Source organism: Duganella guangzhouensis (assembly GCF_009674535.1).
Taxonomy (GTDB): Bacteria; Pseudomonadota; Gammaproteobacteria; order Burkholderiales; family Burkholderiaceae_D; genus Rugamonas; species Rugamonas guangzhouensis.
The window spans coordinates 416,373-436,628 of sequence record NZ_WKJK01000003.1 but is presented as its reverse complement, the minus strand read 5'-3'; the positions used below and the strand labels follow the sequence as shown (position 1 = coordinate 436,628).

The window sequence follows — 20,256 nt, the reverse complement described above, 5'->3', positions numbered from 1 at the left end:
GGCCTCCTTGTTATGACTGTCCAGTGCGCTGTTATACTGATCCATTATGCCGTAGCGCTGGCTAATGGTAGTTCTCTTCAACATTAAAAATCGTTCATGTTGCGACTGTTGCTCATCGAAGACGATGTCCGTTCGGCCCAATACCTGATGCGCGGCCTGGCGGAAAGCGGCCATGTGGCCGACCATATTGCCGACAGCCGCACCGGCCTGGCCATGGCGGGCGAGGGCATTTATGACGTGGTGGTGGTCGATCGCCGCATGCCGGGGCTGGATGGCGTCGAACTGGTCAGCGCGCTGCGCCGGCGCGATCCTGGCATTCCGGTACTGATGATCAGCGCGCTGAGCAGCACGCAACAACGCGTCGAGGGGCTGAAGGCGGGCGCCGACGATTATCTGGTCAAGCCGTATGCGTTTGCCGAGATCCTGGCGCGCATCGAGGCGCTGGCCCGCCGCAACGATGAGGGGCGCCGGCAGACGGTGTTGCAGGTGGCCGACCTCAAGCTGGATGTGGCGGCCCGCAGCGCCGTGCGTGGCGCGCGCGACTTGCGCTTGCAGGCACGCGAGCTGGCTTTGCTGGAGCAGCTGATGCGGCGTCCCGGCCAGGTGGTTACGCGGGCCATGCTGCTGGAGGCGGTGTGGAACTACGACTTCGATCCCAAAGGGAATATCGTTGACATGCATATGCACCGCCTGCGCGGCAAGGTAGACCACGACACCGAGGCCGCCCTGATCCACACGGTGGCGGGTGCCGGCTATTGCATCCGCGCCCTGGCCACCGATGGCGAGTAAAACAGAACAGAGGCAAAGACGCAGACGGTGATCAGGGTGCACAGCGGCAGGCCGATATTCATCAGCTGGTTCTCGGCCAGCCAGTCGCCGATCGCGGTGCCGGCGGTGCGGGCCGTGGCGACGATTAGCCAATAGGCGCCCGCGCCAGGGTTCCACCACAGCACGGCTGCCAGCAGCAGGCTCAGGCAGATACTGGCGTAGCCCTGGCCGATCAGGTGGGACAGCGCGTCGCCGCTGACGGTGCCGAACACGCCGGCAATCAGCATGGCGATCCAGTAGGCGGCATCGGTGTTGGGCACGCTGGCTGTGGCGGCATCGCGCCGGGTGCGCCACGCCAGCATGGCCAGAGCGGCGGCCAGTCCGACGATTAGCACTGGCATGGGAATGTGGACACGGAAAGCCAGATAGTCGGCGATATTCGTCGCGCCAGTGCGAATGATCAGAATGACCAGCCAGTAGTAGGCTTCATGCACACGCTGGTCGGCGCGCTCCGCCGCAAACACGGCAGCCGCGATAACGCACAGGATCAGCAAGCCCTGCATGATGCCCAGATGCGTGGTGTGCGCATACAGGTCGCCAAGGTTGGTGCCGCAGATGCTGGCCAGCGTGATCGCCGTCCAGTAGCGTGGGTTGACGGCCGGGATATGGACAGTTTTCATGGCTGGCATCCTGTAGATGATCGGAGACAGCATGCAGGCTAGCGCAGCCTGTATTAAACCATCATTAATTTTCTGACATGTTGCGGTAATAAAAGTGTAATCCAGAGGCAATGCTGCGGTAATCGTGTGGTTTCTATAATGGTTTTCATTAGCCAATCAGCGCTGATGCCACTACCTATCTGGAGAACCGCATGACAGACCATTCCGCCATCTCGATGTCCAAACGCCTGCTGCTCGCGGCAGTGATCGCCACTGCCGGCCTGAGCGCCGGCGCGCACGCTGCGCCGGCCAGTGACTACGGTCACACCGAGCCCGCCACGGCTTCCGAAAAGCTCATCAACATCAGCGCTGACACCAAAACGGTGAACGTCGAGAACGGCGACACCGTCACCTTCGTCAGCGGCCATCAGACCTTCACCTGGAACTTCCGCACCCTGCGCGATGAGGACGATGTGCGGCTGTCCACCATCGCGCCAGCCGGCTTCCCGGCCAAGGACATCGAAGTCTACGTCGCCCGCGACCCGCTCTACCGTTAAACCGATGCCAGACCGCGAAGAGCTGCTTCCCAGCCCGGGATTGGCGGCACGCTGGCTGGCGTTGCTGGCAGAGATACGGCGGGAACGCGAAATCAGAACGCGCGCCCACCTGTCTCTGTCGGTGAACGCCTGGCTGTGCGGGCTGGCCGATTGCACCCTGCTGACGCCCGCCGCATTCTCGCAGTTACAGCATGTGCTGCTGCGGGAGTCGGTGGCGGCCAAACAGCGGGCTGTGGCGTGAATTTCAGGACTTTCTAATTTTCAAACCTCCAAACTCAAGCAAAATTGCGGTTTTGTTAGTGCCATCATCATGCGTATCCTGATTGTTGAAGATGAAACCAAAACCGGCGATTATTTGCGCAAGGGGCTGCTGGAAGCCGGCTTCCAGGCCGACCTGGCGCGCACCGGCGTCGATGGTCTGCATCTGGCGCTGAACGCCGACTATGCCTTGATCGTGCTGGATGTGATGCTGCCCGGCCTGGATGGCTTCAGCCTGCTTCAGCAACTGCGCGAGCGCAAGCAGACCCCGGTGTTGATGCTGACCGCGCGTGACGAAGTGGCCGATCGCGTGCGCGGCCTGGAGCTGGGCGCGGACGATTATCTGATCAAACCGTTCGCGTTCGCGGAACTGCTGGCGCGGCTGCGTACCTTGCTGCGGCGCGCGCCGCCGCGCGTGCAAGACCGGCTGAGTATCGCGGATCTGTCGATTGAGGTGCAACGCCGCCGCGTCACGCGTGGCGAGGTGCGCATCGACCTGACGGTGCAGGACTTCGCGCTGCTGCATCTGCTGGCGGAGCGGGAAGGGGATGTGTTGTCACGCTCGCTGATCGCGTCCCACGTCTGGGACATGAACTTCGAGTCGGATACCAATGTGGTCGACGTCGCGATCCGCCGCCTGCGCGCCAAGATCGATGATCCCTATCCAGTCAAACTGGTGCACACGGTGCGCGGCATGGGCTATGTGCTGGAGATCAGGGCGTGAGATTGACGGCCGGTGCCAGAGCCAGCTCGATCGCGTTCCGGCTGACGCTGTTGTTCGCGATCGTCTCGGTGCTGACCTTCGCGGCGGTGGGGACCTATCTGTACCAGGTGCTGGTGCGTAAAATCGAGCTGCGCGATGATGGCCGGCTGGTCGACAAGGTGGTGCTGGTGCGCAGCCTGCTGTCCGATTACTCCAGTATCGCTTCCATTGACCGAGCGCCGGCACCGTTCCGGCATTCGGTGCACGGCATCGATGGCCTGGTGCTGCGGCTGTCCAGCATGGATGGCAAGGTGATATTGCAGACTACCGCGCCGATGTATTTTCCATCCACGCTGTCGCCGCAGGGACTGGTGCCGATCACGCGCACACCGCAGGCGGAAGATGTGCACCGGCAGTCGTGGGCGCCGGATGAGCTGCGGGTGCTGAATGCCATCGGCGTGCTGGGCGATGTGGCCGGCACGCCGGTACAGATCTCGATTTCCCGGCCGCGTTCGCGGCACTCGGAATTTCTGCGGCATTACTTGCTGAATCTTGCCTGCGCGGTGACGCTGGGCGCGACCGTGGTCGCCGTGCTTGGTTTTCTGATCGTGCGGCAAGGCATGGCGCCGTTACGCATGGTAATCAGCCAGGCCAATAATATCAGCACGCACCGCATGAATACCCGTTTGCCGGCGCAGCGCGGCCCGCTGGAATTGCGCGAGCTGGGCGCCGCCTTCAATGCCATGCTGGACCGGCTGGAGGATGGCGTACAGCGGCTGTCCGGCTTTGCCGCCGACCTGGCGCATGATCTGCGCACGCCCGTCAACACGCTGATGATGGAGACACAGGTGGCGTTGTCGCGGCCGCGCACCGTCGAGGAATACCAGACGCTGGCGGCGTCCAATCTGGAAGAGTACGAGCATCTGGCCACCATGATAGAGAACACACTGTTCCTGGCGCGGGTGGACAACGCCGGCCTGGCCATCAACCGGCAGACGCTGGACGCGCAGGCCGAGTTGCTGCGCATCCGCAACTACTTTGAGGGACTGGCGGAGGAGGCCGGCATCACGCTGACGCTGGCGCAGACCGCCGCCAACGCGACGCTCGACGCGGATGCCACCTTGCTGCGCCGGGCACTGGGTAATTTGCTGTCGAACGCCATCGCGCACACCCCGCGCGGCGGTGCAATCACGCTGACGCTGCGGCAGGCCGACGATGGACTGCAAATCGACGTCGCCAATACTGGCGACGGCGTGGCCGCGCAGCATCTGCCGCATATCTTTGAACGCTATTATCGCGCCGATTCGGCACGGCCGAGTAACGCTTCCACCGGGTTGGGGCTGGCCATTGTGCGCGCCATCATGCGTTTGCATGGAGGAGAGGCCACAGTGCACAGCATGCCCGGCGCCACCACCACCTTCAGCCTGCGGTTCTGTTCCGCACCCACTTGCTGACGCCAAGATTACATTTTTGCCAGTTTGGGGAAAAGTACCAGCGGATCGCGGTTTTGTGCATTAAGTGCGGCACGGCCGATCCTTACCATTGTCTTGCCCGCGCAAAAAGCGTCGGTTCAAATATAAATAGACAACGGAGACTTTATGACAACGCGATATCGCACACATCAGCTCACGCCGGGCATCACCTCTGTGCTGCTCGGGCTGGCACTTGCCGGCTGTGGCGGCAATGGCGGCACCGTGGCCACGACCAGCAGCACCGCCGCCGCCACCACCACTACCACCCCAGCCGCCGTCACGCTGGCCGCCGACAGCGCCATCACCGGCGTGACCACCACCGGTACCGTGGAGGTGGATGGCGCCAAGGCGCAAGCCATCGCCATCAAGTACAACGTCGAACTCAAGGGCGCCAGCGTCAGCGCCAGTACTTTCGAGGTGTGGGACTATGCGCAGGGCAAGGCGGTGGAACTGGGTGTTAATCCGGGCGCGGTCACCGGCGTCTACATCGACAACGAGCCGTTCGACACCGACGGCAAAACCGGCAGCGGCAATTACGTGGTCATCACGCTGAACACCGATTACCAGCTGGCCGCCGTGCCATCCTACGGCGCGGCCATGGCGGCCGGCATCAAACAGGTCGCGGCCTTCACCACCGCCGCGAACACCACCGTCAACGCCAGCGCCACCGAATTCACCAACTACACCGTGGTGACCGCCGTCAGCATGCAGGGCGCGACCACCTACACCAACACCGCCAAGGCCAGCACGTTCAATCTGACCAATATCACCAGCTTCAAGCGCTACAGCAACGATTCCATCCTGACCCTGGGCTATACGGCGGACGGCGCCGCCTTCCACGCCACCAACTGCTTCGATGAAATCGACGGCTTGCTGCATGATGTGGATTTGCCATATGCGCTGTACGTGCCGGCCGACTATGACGCCAGCAAGAAATACATGCTGGTGCTGCATGTGGTGGACGCCGGCGCGCTGGGCACCGATCCGATGATCACGCTGACCGAAGCCAAGGCCAACGCCAATTACGCCTCGGCCGAAATCCAGCAACTGGCCAAGGACCAGGGCTACGCCGGCCTGATCGTGGTGGCGCCGCAGATCCCGAGCGAGTTGCGCAGCACGCGCGATAATTATTCGATGAGCGCCGCCGTGCCGGCCACCTGGCAGCTGATGGATTACATCACGTCCAAGTACAACATCGATGCCGACCGCATCTATGCTTCCGGCCAGTCGATGGGCGGCATGCAGGTGGTGGCGATGGCGGCTCAGCGTGATAACTACTTTGCTGCGGTCTGGCCGATCGCTTCGCAGTGGGGTAACAACTTCAACCTGGAAGTGCCGTTCGGTGGCGCCAGGTACTACCAGTCGAACGACGCCACCATCTGGACCAAGGATGCGAACGGCAACGCGGTCGATTACCGCAACTGGTACTACATGATTTCCGATGACAACATCCTGATCGATAACTGCATCGGTGACAGCTTCTCGACGCCGATCTGGGGTGAGACGGCGGTGCTGTACAAGGACATCACCGGCAGCGTGATCGACATTAAGGGCAGCCGCTACACCAGCTTCAGCCCGCTCACGGCGACCGTCGACCAGCAGAATGCCGCCGTGCGCGCGCTGGTCGCTTCCACCGACTTCAAGAACCCTGACTCCGGCATCATCTGGGAAGCCTACGATGGCGGCAGCCACATGGTTACCTGGGTCTACGCGCACAAGCTGAAGGCCAACTATGAGTGGCTGCTGAGCCGCACGCGTCAACAGGAAATGAACCGCACCAAGCTAGCTTTGAACAAGCCCTTCGTGCCGGCCACCACCCAGTTGACCGACGCCACCCACCTGATCTTCAGCGGCCAGAGCTACTACTACAAGACCGCTGCGACCACCTCGGGCACGGCTGGCTACAACACCAGCTTCGGTAGCCCGACCGGCGGGTTGGTGCGCTTGCCTGGCTGGACCGCCGCCGATTACTAAACCACGCCGATAAGGTTCAGGCGCAGCCGTGCAGGCTGCGCCTTTTTGCGTTTGAAAGGCAACAGCAATGAATATACTGGTGGTGGAAGACGAACCGAAAACGCTGGATTACCTTTATCGTGGCCTGACCGAACATGGCTGCACGGTCGACATCGGCCGCAACGGTATTGATGGCCGGCTGCTGGCGATGCAGAACAACTACGATGCGGTGGTACTGGATGTCATGTTGCCGGGTCAGGATGGCTTCAGCCTGCTGCGCGAGCTGCGCACGCGCAAGCAGACTCCGGTGATCATGCTGACCGCACGCGATAGCGTCGATGACCGCATGCGCGGTTTCCGCGACGGCGCTGATGATTATCTGATCAAGCCATTCTATTTTCCTGAACTGCTGGCGCGGCTGCACGCGTTGACGCGGCGCCAGCGCGCCCAAGAGCAACTGCAGCTCAGCATCGGTGATTTGAAGATCGATCTGCTGAGCCGCAAGGCCTACCGTGGCACCCGCCGCATCGACTTGACCGCCAAGGAGTTCACGCTGCTGGTGACGCTGGCGCGGCGCGAGGGACAGATTCTGTCCAAGAATGCGCTGGCCGAACTGGTGTGGGAAATGAATTTCGACAGCAATACCAATGTGGTCGAAGTCGCGATCCGGCGCCTGCGCAACAAGATCGACGCCGACTCGCCGCATCCGCTGTTGCACACGGTGCGCAGCATGGGCTATGTGCTGGAAGCACGCGGTGCTGATGGCGAGTCGCAACCATGAAGCACTCGATCAGCCGGCGACTGGTATCGCTGTTCAGCATCACCACCCTGACTGTGATCGTACTGATCAGCACCGCGTTGTACACGCTGCTCATCGTGCAACTGGAGGGGTACCAACGCCGCCAGCTGTCGTCGGCGCTGCATGACCGCGCTTACCAGATCGAACGCATCGATCATGTGGATGGCTGGCAGCGGGTGTCGCGCAAGATGGGCGTGCTGACGCCGACCGATGGCGGCATGCGCTTCTGGGTGCTCAGCGATGCGCCGCAATTCCGTTTTGGCGGCGACCTGAGCTTTATGGCGCGGCAGTCGTTGGGCGATATGCAAATGCGCGAGCTGCGCCTGCCCGGCAGCGACTATACGTTGAGCGTGCTGGCGCAGCACTTTGACGCCAACCGTGAGCGGCCTGCGGTCACGCTGGTGGTGGGCATCGACACCCGGCCCTATACCGAGGCGCGCCGGGTTTTCCTGCTGGCGCTGGTGCTGCTGTCGTTGGCGGCGGCCGCCACGGTGTACGTGCTGGGCAAGTGTGTGGTGCGTCTGGGGCTGCAGCCCTTGCGGCAGTTGAGCGGACAGGCCAGGCAGCTCAGCCCGGCCAATCTGGCGCAGCGCCTGGAATTGGAACCGCTGCCGCGTGAATTGGCTGGCGTCACCAGCGCCTTTAACGGCGCGCTGGCGCGGCTGGAGCACGCCTATCATCAGCTGGATGCCTTTAATGCCGATGTCGCCCATGAGTTGCGCACGCCGCTGTCCAACCTGATTGGGCAGACGCAGGTGGCGCTGGCCAAACCGCGTAGCGCGGACGAGCTGGCCGATATTCTGCATTCCAATCTGGAGGAGTTGGGGCGGTTGCGTTCGATCGTCAACGACATGCTGTTCCTGGCGCACGCCGATCGGGGCGAAGCGCGCCCGGCGCTGGCCGAGGCCAATATCGCGGATGAAATCAACAAGGCGGTGGAATTCCTTGAACCGGCGCTGGATGAAGCCGGCAAGGAGGTCATCGTCACTGGCGATCTGGGCGCGTGCGCGCGGCTGGATGGCGCCTTGTTGCGGCGCGCCTTCGTCAACCTGCTGGACAACGCTATCCAGTATTCCAGCCCGCAGGCGCGGATCGAAGTCAGCATCCGTAGCGCTGCTGAGCATGTCACTGTGGCGGTCATCAATCCCGGCGCGGCCATCACGGCCGAGCATTTGCCGCGCCTGTTCGACCGCTTCTACCGCGCCGATCCGGCACGCCACGGCGGGGCGCACAAACGCGGCTACGGGCTGGGGCTGGCCATCGTCAAGGCCATCGCCCAGATCCATCACGGCACGGTGTTCGCGCAGTCTGCCGCCGGCCGCAATAGCATCGGTTTCAGCGTTGCAATCTTGTAGGATATGTCCTACGTAACTATTTTATTGGAATCGAATAGATAATACCGTTGACTCCGCCCAATATATTATTGCCGCGATGTGAAATTATTAATTATCTGAGGTAACTCTTCTGTCTCATATGAATTATAAATCTAGGTAAATCAATGGGATAGCTACAACACTTACATAATTTTTAGCGCCGTTGTCATTTTATCCTGCTAGAATTTTCGTGATGTCATTATTTTAACAATCGCGATGAAAGGGATATCATGGGGCGTAGGACTATTCTTAGGCTACAACTAGCCTATTTACTCGCGTTACTACCATCCGCCGCTTGGGCGGATTCGGCGCCACTGCCTGCATTGGGGGCGAATCTGAACCTGGTGTCGGTGTCGGGCATTTCCTCGGGCGGCTTCATGGCGGCGCAGCTGGCGACCGCGTATTCGTCGGTATTCATGGGCGTGGGCGTGATCGCGGCCGGGCCGTATTTTTGCGCCGGCACTTACCCGGAGCTTAACTATCTGGGCAACGCCACCACCACTTGCATGACGCCGGCCATCGCGGCGGTGGCGGCCGACGCCGGTATCTCGTGGGCCAACGCGCGGCGCTTCGCCCAGGCTGGCTTTATCGATCCGGTCAGCAATCTGGCGCGGCAGAAGGTGTATGTTTTCAGCGGCTCCAACGACACCACCGTGAAAACCATGGTGGTTGACGCGGTGCCCAAGTATTACGCGTTGGCCCACGTGCCCGCCGCCAACATCGTCTACGACAAAACCACCAAAGCCGGCCATTCCATCGTCACCGCCAAGCCGTCCGACGTGGCCTGCCCGGTGACCGCGCCGCCGTATATTAACGACTGTGACTTCACGCAGTCGCAAGTGCTGTTGAAGCACATCTACGGGCCGGCGGTGCAGAAGCCCTCGCCGAGTGCGACGCAGGGCATCACGCGCTTCAATCAGGGCGAGTTCTTCAGCAGTGAGCGCGCCAGCATGGATGCCGATGCCTATGTCTATATTCCGGCGGTGTGCCAGCGCAGCGCTTGCGGCGTGCACGTGGCTTTCCATGGCTGCGAGCAGGGCGCCAGTGTGATCGGCGACCGTTTCTACAACGGCACCGGTTACAACGAGTTTGCCGACACCAACAAGCTGATCATCCTGTATCCGCAAGCCCATCCATCCTCCGGCATTCCCGCCAACCCCAAGGGCTGCTGGGACTTCTGGGGCTATTCCAGCGATGATCAGAACAACCCGAATTTTTACACCAGGAACGCGCCGCAGATGAAAGCCATCGCGGCCATGATTCAACGCCTGGGCCAGCCGCGTTCCGTACTGGCCTCTGCTACTTCTCAATAAAGGAAACCACCATGACCACGACCACGCTTACCGCTTTGCCTTTGCTGGATTTCAGTAAGTCCAGCCTGACCGCCGTGCAATCGCAATTCGCCCAGTTCGCCAAATCGGCGCTGGCCGCTTTCAAGGACTGGGGCGACCTGCAGGCCAGCACCGGCACCAAGCTGCTGCACACCCAGCTGGACACCTGGCAGCCGCAGGGCGCCAGCATCTCGGCGCAGAACCTGCTGGGGCTGCCGTTCGGCCTGTCCAGCGATCTGGTGGCGCAGCAGAAGGATGTGCTGCAAAGCCTGCTGACTCGTAACAACAGCCTGGTCGACGACCTGCGCAAGGCACAGACCAAGGACGAGGTTTCGCTGGTGCTGTTTGGTTATCTGAAGGATGTCGACGCGCTGGTCAAGGATAACGCCGGCAAGGTGGTCACGCTGCTGAATTCGGTGTCGTCGGCCGCCACCGTGTTGACCGAGCGCACGCTGAACGACCTGATCGCCGCCGATCCGCAAAAAAAACTGCCTTCACCGGCCTGACCTGACGAGGAAAACGTATGCGGCATGCTCTGCGACCCACTTTCCGGTGCTGTTTGTTTATCCTCGCGGCCGGCTGGATGATAGCGGCGCACGCCGCCGACGCGCCGGTGCTGGCGCCGGTGCCGGCGCTGGCCGTTTGTCCTAACGCCAAGGACATTGCCAATGTGCAGGTGACGCAGGTCTATAAAGGGACCAAAGCCGGCGATCCGGCTCCCGCCGTGCCATCGGTGCAATTACGCGACGCCATCACCATTCGGGCGGACAATCTCGCTACGCTGCTTAACTATGAGCAGTGTTCGCCTTTGCACAAGCGCATTGTGTTGTTTCTGGATGGTCGGCCGCTGCCCACGCTGCCGCCATATCCGCCGGCCCGGCCGGATTCCGGCACGCTGTCGTTTCTGCTCAACCGTAATGAAGAAGAGCGCGACACCTGGACCTATCTGCTGGGCAAGCCGTCGTTCAAGCCGCGCGTGGTTTCCGTCAGCATCGGGTTGGAAGATGGTTATGCCATCAGCTCCAAGGCCAGCATGGCGCTGGATGTGATCCCGTCGCTGTGGCTGGGCGTGTGGATGATGTTCTTTGTGGCCTTGCTGGTGGTGTTTTTCAGGTTGGCCGCGCGCACCGAGATCTTGCGTGACGTCGGGCCGCCGACCGGCGACAAGAAGCCGTACAGTCTGGCGCGCACGCAGGCAGCGGTGTGGTTCTTCCTGATCGTTGCGTCCTACCTGTTCATTGGCCTCATTACCGGCGATTACAGTTCACCGATCACCAGCACCGTGCTGACGCTAATGGGGATCAGCGGCGGCACGGTGGTTGGTTCGTCGATCATCGATCAGTCGAAGCAGGCGGCGGACGCGGCGCCAGCACCAGCGCCTGCGCCTGCGCCTGCGCCGCTCCCGGCTGATGCGGCCGTGCCAACCGCCGCCCCGCCAGCGCCACGCAGCTGGTGGCGCGATATCCTCAGCGACGGGCAGGGCGTCAATTTCCACCGCTTCCAGATGGCGGTGTGGACCTTTGTACTGGGCATCGTCTTCGTCGAGCAGGTGTACAAGAACCTGTCGATGCCGGACTTCGACAATACCCTGCTGGGCCTGCTCGGCATCAGCGCCGGCACCTATCTCGGCTTGAAAACCACGTCCGAGGGAAAATAGCTTACGGCGTGTTGAGCGGCGCCGGCAGACGCACCAGGATGAACTCGTTGTTGTCCGGCTTCTTGGGATTGCGCGAGGCCGAGCCGCCTGGGTAGTTGTTATCGTTGGTGAGCATCAGCGTGCGGCTGTCAAGGATGCGCACGGACTCCACGCATTCCATCGGGAAGGTGAACATGCCGTTGATGGTGGCCGATCCGCCCAGTTGCTTGGGATCGGCAATGTTCATCAGGTCGACCAGCAGTTCCTTGACCAGATAGCCATTGGCGTCCACCTTGTTCAAGTCGATCTTGTAGACGCGCTTGACTTTGGCGGCGACGCGGTCGGCGCCCGAGGCCGGGAAGTTGTCGGTGCGGGCATCACCGGCGCCGCGATCCTTTTCCACCACCAGGAATTCATGATCGTTAATCGCGGTCATGTCGTTGACGCTGAAGTTTTCCTTGACCGTGCTGCCGGCGGCATTGACGTAGGTACCGTTGTCGACGCGGTAGGCGTAGCTGGTGCTCAGGAAGGCGCCGCTGGCGATGTCGAACACATTCATGACGCGGCGCTGGGTATCGGTATCCGTGCTCAGTTCGCGCTCAAACATCGTATAGATGCGGGTGCGCGAGGTGTTGATGGTCATGCTTTCCAGGCCGCCGGAGCTGGGCAGATTGGCCGTGCCGGCCACCAGATACGGGTTGTTGGTGGTCTGTACCAGCGGGTTGCTGCCCAGCTTAAGCGTGTTCGGCACCGGGATTTCCTTGGCCAGCACTTTGCCGGTGCGGTCGGTCTTGATGAGGAAGGGACCGAACTCTTCGCCAAACCAGAAATTGCCATCGGCATCGATCAGCATCGATTCGGGATCGATGTCGCCGCCGGTCAGCAGGCGGTTGTTCTTGATCAGCGGATCGACCGCGACGGTCTGGCCGCCGGCGGTGCTGGTGCCCGGATAGTTGGTGCCATCGGCCACCAGCGTGTAGCCCAGCTTGTGATCCGGATCGCGCAGGCGGATGTAGCTGTTGGCGTCGAACGAGGTCAGGCTGTCGCAGGTCGAGAAATTAGCCGGCACCATTTTGCCGTTGCTCCAATCCGGCTTGATCGCATACACATGCAGCAGCGCGTCCGGCGACGATGCCTTGCTGCCGAAGCCATTGTCCTGCATGACGTAGTAGCAGCCGGCCTGCGAGGCGGCGGCAAACGCGGAAAAGCCCTGCACCGGCTGCTTGCCGGCGAACGGCAGGCTGTAGCCGTAGGTGCTGGTGGCGGTGGTGTAATCGCTGCCGCTGATGAACTGGCCCGAGGTGGGACCGTCGACAAAGGTGTCGGCGGCAACGGAGACGTAGCCGACCAGGGTGGGGACGGTGACGTCGCCGTTATCGCTACCGCCGCAGCCGGACAACAGTGCGGCCGCCGCGCCGTACAGCAGGCAAAGGGAAAGAATGGGAGTCTTCATATCGTTCGGACGGGTTGAAATCCGAAAGTATATTTTTCGACTGTGACCCGACGATGACCTTATGGCATGCCGGCCTGCTCCAGGAACCATAGGCGGAAGCGGTTCAGCGGACTGTCGTCGGCCTTGTCCTCGCGATAGGCGAAGTAGTGGCGCGTATCTTCCAGCACCAGCTCCTGCTCGACCGGCTTGGTCAGCAGCCCCTTGGCGATCAGCGGACTGACCAGATGATCGAAGCCCAGCGCCACACCCTGATTGTTGAGCACCATCTGGATCAGCAGGTTGTAGTCGTTGGCGTTGAAGTAGTGCGCGCCGTTCTGCAGCCGCGCCTCGATGTCCAGATGATGGATCGCCAGCCATACGCGCCAATCCACATGCTCTGCCACTTGCGAGCGGCCGTGCGGACTCAGGTTGAGCAGCACGCCGTCGCGGATGCCTTCCAGGCTGCGAATCTCCGGATGCTGGTCCAGATAGGCCGGCGTGCAGACCGGATAGATACGGTCATGAAACAGCGGCAGGCTGACATAGCCCTCGCGCACGCGCGACATCTTGGTGATGAAAATATCCGGATGAATGCCCGGCTCCAGCGACAGAAAATTCTGCGTGGTCACCAGGTCGAGGTCGATGTCCGGATTGGCGCTGAAGAAGCTGGGCAGACGGTGCGACATCCACAAGGCCGAAAAGGCAGGGGAGCAGCACACCGTCACCGTGTGCCGGGCGTGGCCGCCGTAATCCTTGCGCACCCGCGTCGCCGCCTGCGCGATGTTGAGGAAGGATAGCTGCGCCGCTTCAAAGAAGATCGAACCGGCGCTGGTCAGCTTGACCGAGCGCCCGACCCGTTCGAACAGATTGACGCCGAGGTGTTCTTCCAGTTCGCGGATCTGGCGGCTGATCGCGGCCTGGGTCACGCACAGGGACTCGGCGGCGCGGGTGAAGCTCTGGTAGCGCGCCGCGACCACAAAGCATTTGACCGCCCGCAGCGAAGGCATCTTAAGCAGGGTCTGGTCGGTGGAGGGGTTCTTATTCATAACGCCTGGTTATCAATTTCCTGCATGAAAAGTCGATTGTGCACGACTACTGGAATATCTAGACTCTCATCTAATAAAAAACATTATATCGGCGTTAATCCAAACCGGTCGATATAAATACAGAGCGATATTAAAAGCAGTAAGGAGGCAATATGATCAAGATAAGCGCCACGCCGAAAGACGATGCAATGTGCGGCTGGTATCACACCGCCCCGGTACGTCAGGCCAAACCAGGCCACGCCGGCGACAAGCAAACCCGCTGGACTGTTTTAGGCGCCGGTTTCACCGGCCTGGCAGCCGCCCGCCAATTGGCGCTGCATTATCCGAGCGATGAAATCGTGCTGATCGACGCTCAGGAAGTCGGTTTCGGCACCTCGGGCCGCAACGCCGGCTTTGCCATCGACTTGCCACACGATATAGGCGCCGACGACTACATCGGTGATATCGGCATCGCCAAAAGCACGCTCAAGCTCAACCGCACCGGCCAGAACATCCTGCACTCGCTGGTCCAGCAGCACGGCATCGATTGCCATATGCGGCCCAGCGGCAAATATCAGGCCGCCGTCGAGGATCGTGGCATCGCCGTGCTGGATGCCTATCGCCGTGGCCTGGACAAGCTGGGTGAGCCGTACGAAATCATCTCCGGCCAGGATCTGCCGGATCACATCGGCACCACGTTCTACCGCCAGGCGCTGTTCACGCCCGGTACCATGCTGCTGCAGCCATCGGCGCTGGTAAAAGGGTTGGCGGACAGCCTGCCAGCCAACGTCAAGCTGTATGAAAACACTGTTATCACCGAGGTCGAGTACGGCGACAAGGTGGTGCTCAAGCACGCCCACGGCCGCATCGTCACTGACAAGTTAATCCTGGCCAACAACGCCTTCGGCGCGCGCTTCGGCTTCCTCAAGCATACGGTGCTGCCAATGTATCTGTACGCCAGCCTGAGCCGTCCGTTGACCGAGGCCGAGCAGGCGCAATTGGGCGGCAAATCGTTCTGGGGCGTGATTCCGGCCGATCCTTACGGCAGCACGGTGCGCCGCACGCATGACAACCGCATCCTGATGCGCAACAGCTTCAGCTTCAATCCGGATCAGCAGTCGAAACCGGACTGCCTGCAGCGGTTCGCCCACAACCACCGCCAATCCTTCGAGCGTCGCTTCCCGATGCTGCCGGATGTCGAGTTCGACTACACCTGGAGTGGTTCGTTGGCGCTGACGCAAAACCACAAGGGCTTCTTCGGCCAGCTGGCGCCGAATGTCTACGGCGCGCTGTTCTGCAACGGCCTGGGCGTGACCCGGGGCACCGTCACCGGCACCTTGCTGGCGGACCTGATCGCCGGCCAGCGCGATGAATTGATCGACTTCCTGCTGTCCGACTCCGGCCCCAGCACCTTGCCGCCGCAACCCTTCCTGTCGATCGGCGTCAACGCCACCCTGTGGTGGGGCCAGCGCAAGGCTGGCATAGAAAGCTAATTGTTTTTAATCCCGCAGAGTATATAAATAATATAGGAGACAATCTGCCATGCGTAAAAATAATACGGCGATGGAAAATACGCCGTTAATATCCATCGAAGATGTGCCATTAAATAATTTCCACCAGCTGATGACTTTAAGGGCCGGCGGCGGGTGGATACTGGATGGTTATATTCTCAGTATTATCGGTGTTGCCATTGTCCAGTTTTCGGACTACCTGAAGCTGGATTCGTTCTGGCAGGGGCTGGTGGCCGCGTCCGCCATGCTGGGCACGTTTTGCAGCGGCTTCCTGGGCGGCTGGTTGACCGACAAGTTCGGGCGTCAGCGCCTGTTCTTCGTTGGCCCGATCCTGTTCATTGTCGGATCGCTGGGTTCGTTATGGGTGGAGTCCGGCCTGCAGCTGTTCTTGCTGCGCTTCCTGGTCGGCATGGGCGTGGGGCTGGAATATCCGGTGGCCGGCTCGCTGCTGACCGAATTCCTGCCGCAGAAAAATCGTGGCCCGCGCCTGGCCGGCCTGACCATCCTGTGGTTTGTTGGCGCCGCGCTGTCGTATATGGTCGGTAATGCGATTCTGGCGCAAGGCGGGCCGGATGCCTGGCGCCATGTGCTGGCCAGCTCGGCGGTGCTGGGTGTGGCGCTGTTCCTGATCCGTATCGGCACGCCGGAATCGCCGCGTTGGCTGGTGGGCAAAGGGCGCTTCGACGAGGCCGGCCGCATCATCAAACGGGTTTATGGTCCGTCGTTCTCGCTGGCCAACATGCCGGCCGAAACCTCCGAGAAAAAGGTCTCGCTGGGCAATCTGCTGACCTCTGGTTATGGCAAGCGCATGCTGTTCGTGATCGTGTTCTGGACCGCCGCCGTGGTGCCGATGTTTGCCGTCTACTCGTTTGCGCCGGTGGTGCTGCAGGCGCTGAACCTGAAGGGTGCCTGGGCCGCCTACGGCTCGGTGCTGATTACCTTGCTGTTTGTGGTCGGCTGCATCATCGCCACCCGTTTGATCGACACGATGGGCCGCCGTCCGCTGGTCATCCACAGCTTCTTGTGGTCCAGCCTGGCGCTGCTGGGACTGGGCGCCTTTTCCAGCGGTTCCGAAATTGCCGTGCTGCTGATGTTTGGTGCCTACGCCCTGTTCATCGGCGGCGCCCAGGTGCTTGAGCTGGTCTACCCAAATGAACTGTTCCCGACCGAGATCCGCGCTTTTGCCGTCGGTATCGGCTCTTCCATGACGCGAGTCGGCTCGGCCATCGGTACCTGGCTGGTGCCGGTGGCGCTGATCAACCTGGGCATCGGCAACACCATGTACGTGGCCGCCGCTGTCTCGGTGGTGGGCCTGATTGTGTCGGTCTGGCTGGCGCCGGAAACGCGCGGCATGAGCCTGGAACAGGCTTCCTCGCTGAAACGCTAATTCTTCATCCCCATTTTTTAGTAGAGAGATCATCATGAAATTTGAAGGCATTTACACCCCCGCGATTACGCCGCTGAAGGCCGATGGCGCCATTGACCACTCCGCCTTTGCCGAAGTGCTGGAATACCTGATCGCACAGGGCGTGCACGGCATCATCATCGCTGGTTCTACCGGCGAGTACTACGCCCACACCACCGAAGAGCGGCTGGCGCTGGCCACGCTGGCCAAGGAAGTTATCGGCACCCGCACCCAGCTGATTATCGGCACCGGCGCGATCCGCACCGAAGAGTCGGTCGAGTACGCCAAGCTGGCAAAGAACATCAAGGCGGATGCGATTCTGGTCGGCACCCCACCATACGCGCTGCCGACCGAGCAGGAGAACGCGGCCCACGCGCTGGCGATCGACGCCGCCGCTGGCCTGCCGGCGATGCTGTACAACTATCCTGGCCGCATGAGCCAGTCGATGGGGCGCGAATTCTTCAATATTGTCACGCAGGCGTCGAAGAACTTTGTGGCGATCAAGGAAAGCTCGGGCCAGACCAATCAGCTGCACATGCTGGCGCGCGACTTCCCGCAGATCAACCTGTCGTGCGGCTGGGACGATCAGGCGCTGGAATTCTTCGCCTGGGGCGCGCGCAGCTGGGTCTGCGCCGGCTCCAACTTCCTGCCGAAAGAACATATCGCGCTGTACCAGGCTTGCGCGGTCGAGAAAGACTTCGACAAGGGCCGCCGCATCATGTCGGCCATGCTGCCGCTGATGGATTATCTGGAGGGCGGCAAGTTTGTGCAATCGATCAAGCACGGCTGCACCCTGGTCGGCCTCCGCGCCGGTGGCGTGCGTGCGCCGCTGCAAGGGCTGACCGATAGCGAGAAGGAAGCGCTGCAAACCGTGGTCACCAATCTCAAGCGTGAAGTGGCCGCCATCGTTGGAGGCCAAGCCTGATGGCCGCCGCACTGTTGAGCGGCGCCGAATACGCGGCGCTGGCTGAAACCATCAAGCTGCCGACCGAGGCATTTGTCGACGGTGGCTTCCGCCCGGCGTTGTCGGGCGCGCGCTTCGACACCACCAATCCGGCCACCGGCAAGCTGCTGGCGCAAATTGCGGCCTGTGGGCCGGAGGATGTGGATGTGGCGGTGGCCAATGCCAAGGCGGCGTTTGAGGATGGCCGCTGGAGCAAGCTGTCGCCGAACGAGCGCAAGCACATCCTGCTGCGTTTTGCCGATCTGCTGGAGCAAAACGCGCACCAACTGGCGGTGATGGAAAGCCTGGACAGCGGCAAGCCGATTCGCGAATGCCAGAACACCGATGTGCCGGAAACCATCCACACCATCCGCTGGCACGCCGAGCTGATCGACAAGATCTACGATAGCACCGCGCCGGTCGGTTCGAACGCGCTGGCGCTGGTGGTACGCGAGGCGATCGGCGTGGTCGGCCTGGTGCTGCCATGGAACTTCCCGCTGCTGATGCTGGCCTGGAAGATCGGCCCGTCGCTGGCGGCGGGTTGCTCGATCGTGGTCAAGCCGGCCAAGGAAACCACGCTGACCGCGCTGCGCGTGGCCGAGCTGGCGTATCAGGCCGGCGTGCCGGCCGGCGTGTTCAACGTGCTGCCGGGCGGTGGCCGCGAAGTGGGCGAGCCGCTGGGCCGTCATCGCGACGTGACCATGGTCAGCTTCACCGGTTCGACCGATACCGGCCGCAAGTTCCTGCATTATGCGGCCGAGTCCAACCTGAAGCGCGTGGTGCTGGAGTGCGGCGGCAAGAATCCGGCGGTGGTGCTGAACGATGTGCAAGACCTCGATGCCACGGCACGTCATCTGGTCAACGGCGCGTTCTGGAATATGGGCGAGAACTGCTCGGCCTCGTCGCGCCTGATCGTGCATGCCGATATCAAGTGCCAGCTGCTGGAGCGCATGGAAGTGCATATGCGCGAATGGCAGATGGGTAATCCGCTCGATCCGGACAACCGTCTGGGCGCCATGGTCAGCAAGGCGCACTTCGAAAAAGTGCGTTCCTACCTCGAACAGGCTGCGGCTGAAAAGCTGACGGTGGTGTATGGCGGCGAGACCGAAAAGGGTATTTACGTGCAGCCGACGGTGATCGATGGCGTGGGCCAGGATAGTCGTTTGTTCCAGGAAGAGATCTTCGGCCCGGTGCTGACGGTCACTACCTTTACCACGCTGGAAGAGGCGATTACGCTGGCCAACGATTCGGTGTACGGCCTGGCGGCATCAGTCTACACCGACGACCTGCGCAACGCCATCAAGCTGTCGCGCGAGATCCGCGCCGGTGTGGTGACGGTGAACTGCTTTGGCGAGGGTGACGTCACCACGCCGTTTGGCGGCTACAAGGAATCCGGCTTTGGCGGCCGCGACAAATCCCAGTGGGCGCACGACCAGTACACCGAAATCAAGACCATCTGGATCGACGCATGAAGACCAACAAGGCTACCCTGATCGGCCTGGTGGCGGTGGTGCTGTGGAGTTCCATCGTCGGCCTGATCCGCAGCGTCAGCGACCATTTGGGCGCGACTGGTGGCGCGGCCATGATGTACAGCGTGGCCTCGGTGTTTTTGCTGCTGTCGGTGGGGCCGGTCAAGTTGCGGGATTTTCCGCGCCGCTATCTGGTTTGGGGCAGCCTGTTGTTCGTGACGTATGAGCTGTGCTTGTCGCTGTCGATCGGCTATGCCAACACGGCGCGCCAGGCGATCGAGGTTGGCATGGTCAACTACCTGTGGCCGACCTTCACCATCGTGGCCGCCATTCTGTTCAACCGGCAGAAGAGCAATCTGCTGATTGTGCCTGGGTTTGTGCTGTCCATCGCCGGCATTTGCTGGGTGCTGGGCGGTGCGCAGGGCTTCGATCCGTCCGGCATGCTGGACAACGTGCGTGACAACCCGCTCAGCTACGGGCTGGCGTTTGCCGGCGCGGTGATCTGGGCCGGCTATTGCACGGTGACGGCGCGCATCGCCGGTGGCAAGAATGGCGTGACGCTGTTCTTCATTCTGGTCGCCGCGACGCTGTGGGTCAAATACCTGCTGGAGGGCGGCGGTCAGATGGCGTTCAGTGGCGAGGCCGTTGTCTATCTGATTCTGGCGGCGGCGGCCATGGGCTTCGGCTATGGCGCGTGGAATGTCGGCATCTTGCACGGCAATGTGACGGTGCTGGCTGGTGCCTCGTACTTTATCCCGGTGCTGTCGGCGGCGCTGTCGACCTTGTTGCTGCGGGCACCGCTGTCGATGGCGTTCTGGCAGGGCGCGGCGATGGTGTGCGGTGGCGCCATTCTGTGCTGGCTAGCCACGCGCGCCAAGCGCGCGGTGCCGGTGCTGGACTGAAGGGAGCACATTCGCACTATACTTAAGCCAAGCCCGGCTGCGCGCCGGGTCAGGCTCCCG

At 61.7% G+C, this 20,256-nt stretch carries 19 protein-coding genes; 16 read left to right on the top strand and 3 right to left on the bottom strand.

Annotation, left to right across the window (positions count from 1 at the left end; all coding sequences use genetic code 11):
• The first annotated feature begins 96 nt into the window (after positions 1-96).
• Complete coding sequence (locus tag GJ699_RS07885) at positions 97-789, top strand: response regulator (protein ID WP_229261990.1); 693 nt, start codon at positions 97-99, stop codon at positions 787-789.
• Here the strand turns inward: GJ699_RS07885 and GJ699_RS07880 are convergent.
• Positions 753-1,448 carry a COG4705 family protein gene (locus GJ699_RS07880; RefSeq protein WP_195763491.1) on the bottom strand — a complete coding sequence of 232 codons (696 nt, stop codon included), beginning with the start codon at positions 1,446-1,448 and terminating at the stop codon, positions 753-755. The two genes, GJ699_RS07885 and GJ699_RS07880, sit on opposite strands and share 37 nt — an antisense overlap.
• A gap of 191 nt (positions 1,449-1,639) precedes the next feature.
• On the opposite strand from GJ699_RS07880, the gene GJ699_RS07875 reads away from it, so the two are divergent.
• The 10 genes from GJ699_RS07875 (at position 1,640) to GJ699_RS34135 (ending at position 11,530) form a co-directional block, all read left to right on the top strand.
• On the top strand, positions 1,640-1,984 hold the full coding sequence (locus GJ699_RS07875; RefSeq protein ID WP_154374808.1) for a CzcE family metal-binding protein: 345 nt from the start codon (positions 1,640-1,642) through the stop codon (positions 1,982-1,984).
• 4 nt (positions 1,985-1,988) lie between these two features.
• Positions 1,989-2,225, top strand: a complete 237-nt coding sequence (locus GJ699_RS07870; RefSeq protein ID WP_154374806.1) for a hypothetical protein — start codon at positions 1,989-1,991, stop codon at positions 2,223-2,225.
• A gap of 69 nt (positions 2,226-2,294) precedes the next feature.
• Positions 2,295-2,966, top strand: coding sequence for a heavy metal response regulator transcription factor (locus GJ699_RS07865; RefSeq protein WP_154374804.1), 672 nt, complete (start codon positions 2,295-2,297; stop codon positions 2,964-2,966).
• Positions 2,963-4,399 (top strand): heavy metal sensor histidine kinase, encoded by a 1,437-nt coding sequence (locus GJ699_RS07860; protein WP_371867489.1) that lies wholly within the window; start codon positions 2,963-2,965, stop codon positions 4,397-4,399. The genes GJ699_RS07865 and GJ699_RS07860 overlap by 4 nt, the downstream gene beginning before the upstream one ends.
• Positions 4,400-4,543: 144 nt before the next feature.
• Positions 4,544-6,391 carry a prolyl oligopeptidase family serine peptidase gene (locus GJ699_RS07855; protein WP_154374802.1) on the top strand — a complete coding sequence of 616 codons (1,848 nt, stop codon included), beginning with the start codon at positions 4,544-4,546 and terminating at the stop codon, positions 6,389-6,391.
• 67 nt (positions 6,392-6,458) lie between these two features.
• Complete coding sequence (locus GJ699_RS07850) at positions 6,459-7,151, top strand: heavy metal response regulator transcription factor (RefSeq protein WP_154374800.1); 693 nt, start codon at positions 6,459-6,461, stop codon at positions 7,149-7,151.
• Positions 7,148-8,524 (top strand): heavy metal sensor histidine kinase, encoded by a 1,377-nt coding sequence (locus GJ699_RS07845; protein WP_154374798.1) that lies wholly within the window; start codon positions 7,148-7,150, stop codon positions 8,522-8,524. The genes GJ699_RS07850 and GJ699_RS07845 overlap by 4 nt, the downstream gene beginning before the upstream one ends.
• A 341-nt stretch (positions 8,525-8,865) precedes the next feature.
• Entirely contained in the window at positions 8,866-9,855 is a 990-nt protein-coding gene (locus GJ699_RS07840; protein ID WP_195763490.1) for an extracellular catalytic domain type 2 short-chain-length polyhydroxyalkanoate depolymerase, read from the top strand.
• 11 nt (positions 9,856-9,866) lie between these two features.
• Complete coding sequence (locus GJ699_RS07835) at positions 9,867-10,379, top strand: hypothetical protein (protein WP_154374794.1); 513 nt, start codon at positions 9,867-9,869, stop codon at positions 10,377-10,379.
• Positions 10,380-10,432: 53 nt separating this feature from the next.
• Entirely contained in the window at positions 10,433-11,530 is a 1,098-nt protein-coding gene (locus GJ699_RS34135) for a hypothetical protein (protein ID WP_195763489.1), read from the top strand.
• Between the two features lies 1 nt (position 11,531).
• Here GJ699_RS34135 and GJ699_RS07825 read toward each other — a convergent pair whose 3' ends face one another.
• A complete protein-coding gene (locus GJ699_RS07825) occupies positions 11,532-12,962 on the bottom strand; it encodes an esterase-like activity of phytase family protein (protein ID WP_195763488.1) in 1,431 nt (476 codons plus the stop codon).
• A gap of 59 nt (positions 12,963-13,021) precedes the next feature.
• The gene (locus tag GJ699_RS07820; protein WP_154374790.1) at positions 13,022-13,987 is read right to left on the bottom strand and encodes a LysR family transcriptional regulator; all 966 of its coding nucleotides are present in this window, start codon (positions 13,985-13,987) and stop codon (positions 13,022-13,024) included.
• 152 nt (positions 13,988-14,139) lie between these two features.
• On the opposite strand from GJ699_RS07820, the gene GJ699_RS07815 reads away from it, so the two are divergent.
• The 5 genes from GJ699_RS07815 to yddG are packed head-to-tail and all read left to right on the top strand — an operon-like array spanning position 14,140 to position 20,196.
• Entirely contained in the window at positions 14,140-15,459 is a 1,320-nt protein-coding gene (locus tag GJ699_RS07815) for an NAD(P)/FAD-dependent oxidoreductase (RefSeq protein ID WP_154374788.1), read from the top strand.
• 49 nt (positions 15,460-15,508) lie between these two features.
• Positions 15,509-16,864, top strand: a complete 1,356-nt coding sequence (locus tag GJ699_RS07810) for an MFS transporter (RefSeq protein ID WP_229261989.1) — start codon at positions 15,509-15,511, stop codon at positions 16,862-16,864.
• Positions 16,865-16,898: 34 nt separating this feature from the next.
• Entirely contained in the window at positions 16,899-17,807 is a 909-nt protein-coding gene (locus GJ699_RS07805; protein ID WP_154374786.1) for a dihydrodipicolinate synthase family protein, read from the top strand.
• The gene (locus tag GJ699_RS07800; protein WP_154374784.1) at positions 17,807-19,297 is read left to right on the top strand and encodes an aldehyde dehydrogenase; all 1,491 of its coding nucleotides are present in this window, start codon (positions 17,807-17,809) and stop codon (positions 19,295-19,297) included. Before GJ699_RS07805 ends, GJ699_RS07800 begins: the two co-directional genes overlap by 1 nt.
• On the top strand, positions 19,294-20,196 hold the full coding sequence (gene yddG / locus GJ699_RS07795; protein ID WP_154374782.1) for an aromatic amino acid DMT transporter YddG: 903 nt from the start codon (positions 19,294-19,296) through the stop codon (positions 20,194-20,196). Before GJ699_RS07800 ends, yddG begins: the two co-directional genes overlap by 4 nt.
• The last annotated feature ends 60 nt before the right edge of the window (positions 20,197-20,256 follow it).

Excerpts from the sequence above, each read along its gene's own strand:
- GJ699_RS07845 (WP_154374798.1), top strand. The coding sequence starts at position 7,148 with ATGAAGCACTCGATCAGCCGGCGACTGGTATCGCTGTTCAGCATCACC.
- GJ699_RS07815 (WP_154374788.1), top strand. The coding sequence starts at position 14,140 with ATGATCAAGATAAGCGCCACGCCGAAAGACGATGCAATGTGCGGCTGG.
- GJ699_RS07885 (WP_229261990.1), top strand. The coding sequence starts at position 97 with ATGTTGCGACTGTTGCTCATCGAAGACGATGTCCGTTCGGCCCAATAC.
- GJ699_RS07810 (WP_229261989.1), top strand. The coding sequence starts at position 15,509 with ATGCGTAAAAATAATACGGCGATGGAAAATACGCCGTTAATATCCATC.
- GJ699_RS07835 (WP_154374794.1), top strand. The coding sequence starts at position 9,867 with ATGACCACGACCACGCTTACCGCTTTGCCTTTGCTGGATTTCAGTAAG.
- GJ699_RS07850 (WP_154374800.1), top strand. The coding sequence starts at position 6,459 with ATGAATATACTGGTGGTGGAAGACGAACCGAAAACGCTGGATTACCTT.
- GJ699_RS07865 (WP_154374804.1), top strand. The coding sequence starts at position 2,295 with ATGCGTATCCTGATTGTTGAAGATGAAACCAAAACCGGCGATTATTTG.
- GJ699_RS07820 (WP_154374790.1), bottom strand. The coding sequence starts at position 13,987 with ATGAATAAGAACCCCTCCACCGACCAGACCCTGCTTAAGATGCCTTCG.
- GJ699_RS07805 (WP_154374786.1), top strand. The coding sequence starts at position 16,899 with ATGAAATTTGAAGGCATTTACACCCCCGCGATTACGCCGCTGAAGGCC.
- GJ699_RS07870 (WP_154374806.1), top strand. The coding sequence starts at position 1,989 with ATGCCAGACCGCGAAGAGCTGCTTCCCAGCCCGGGATTGGCGGCACGC.
- GJ699_RS07855 (WP_154374802.1), top strand. The coding sequence starts at position 4,544 with ATGACAACGCGATATCGCACACATCAGCTCACGCCGGGCATCACCTCT.
- yddG (WP_154374782.1), top strand. The coding sequence starts at position 19,294 with ATGAAGACCAACAAGGCTACCCTGATCGGCCTGGTGGCGGTGGTGCTG.
- GJ699_RS07825 (WP_195763488.1), bottom strand. The coding sequence starts at position 12,962 with ATGAAGACTCCCATTCTTTCCCTTTGCCTGCTGTACGGCGCGGCGGCC.
- GJ699_RS07800 (WP_154374784.1), top strand. The coding sequence starts at position 17,807 with ATGGCCGCCGCACTGTTGAGCGGCGCCGAATACGCGGCGCTGGCTGAA.
- GJ699_RS07880 (WP_195763491.1), bottom strand. The coding sequence starts at position 1,448 with ATGAAAACTGTCCATATCCCGGCCGTCAACCCACGCTACTGGACGGCG.
- GJ699_RS07875 (WP_154374808.1), top strand. The coding sequence starts at position 1,640 with ATGACAGACCATTCCGCCATCTCGATGTCCAAACGCCTGCTGCTCGCG.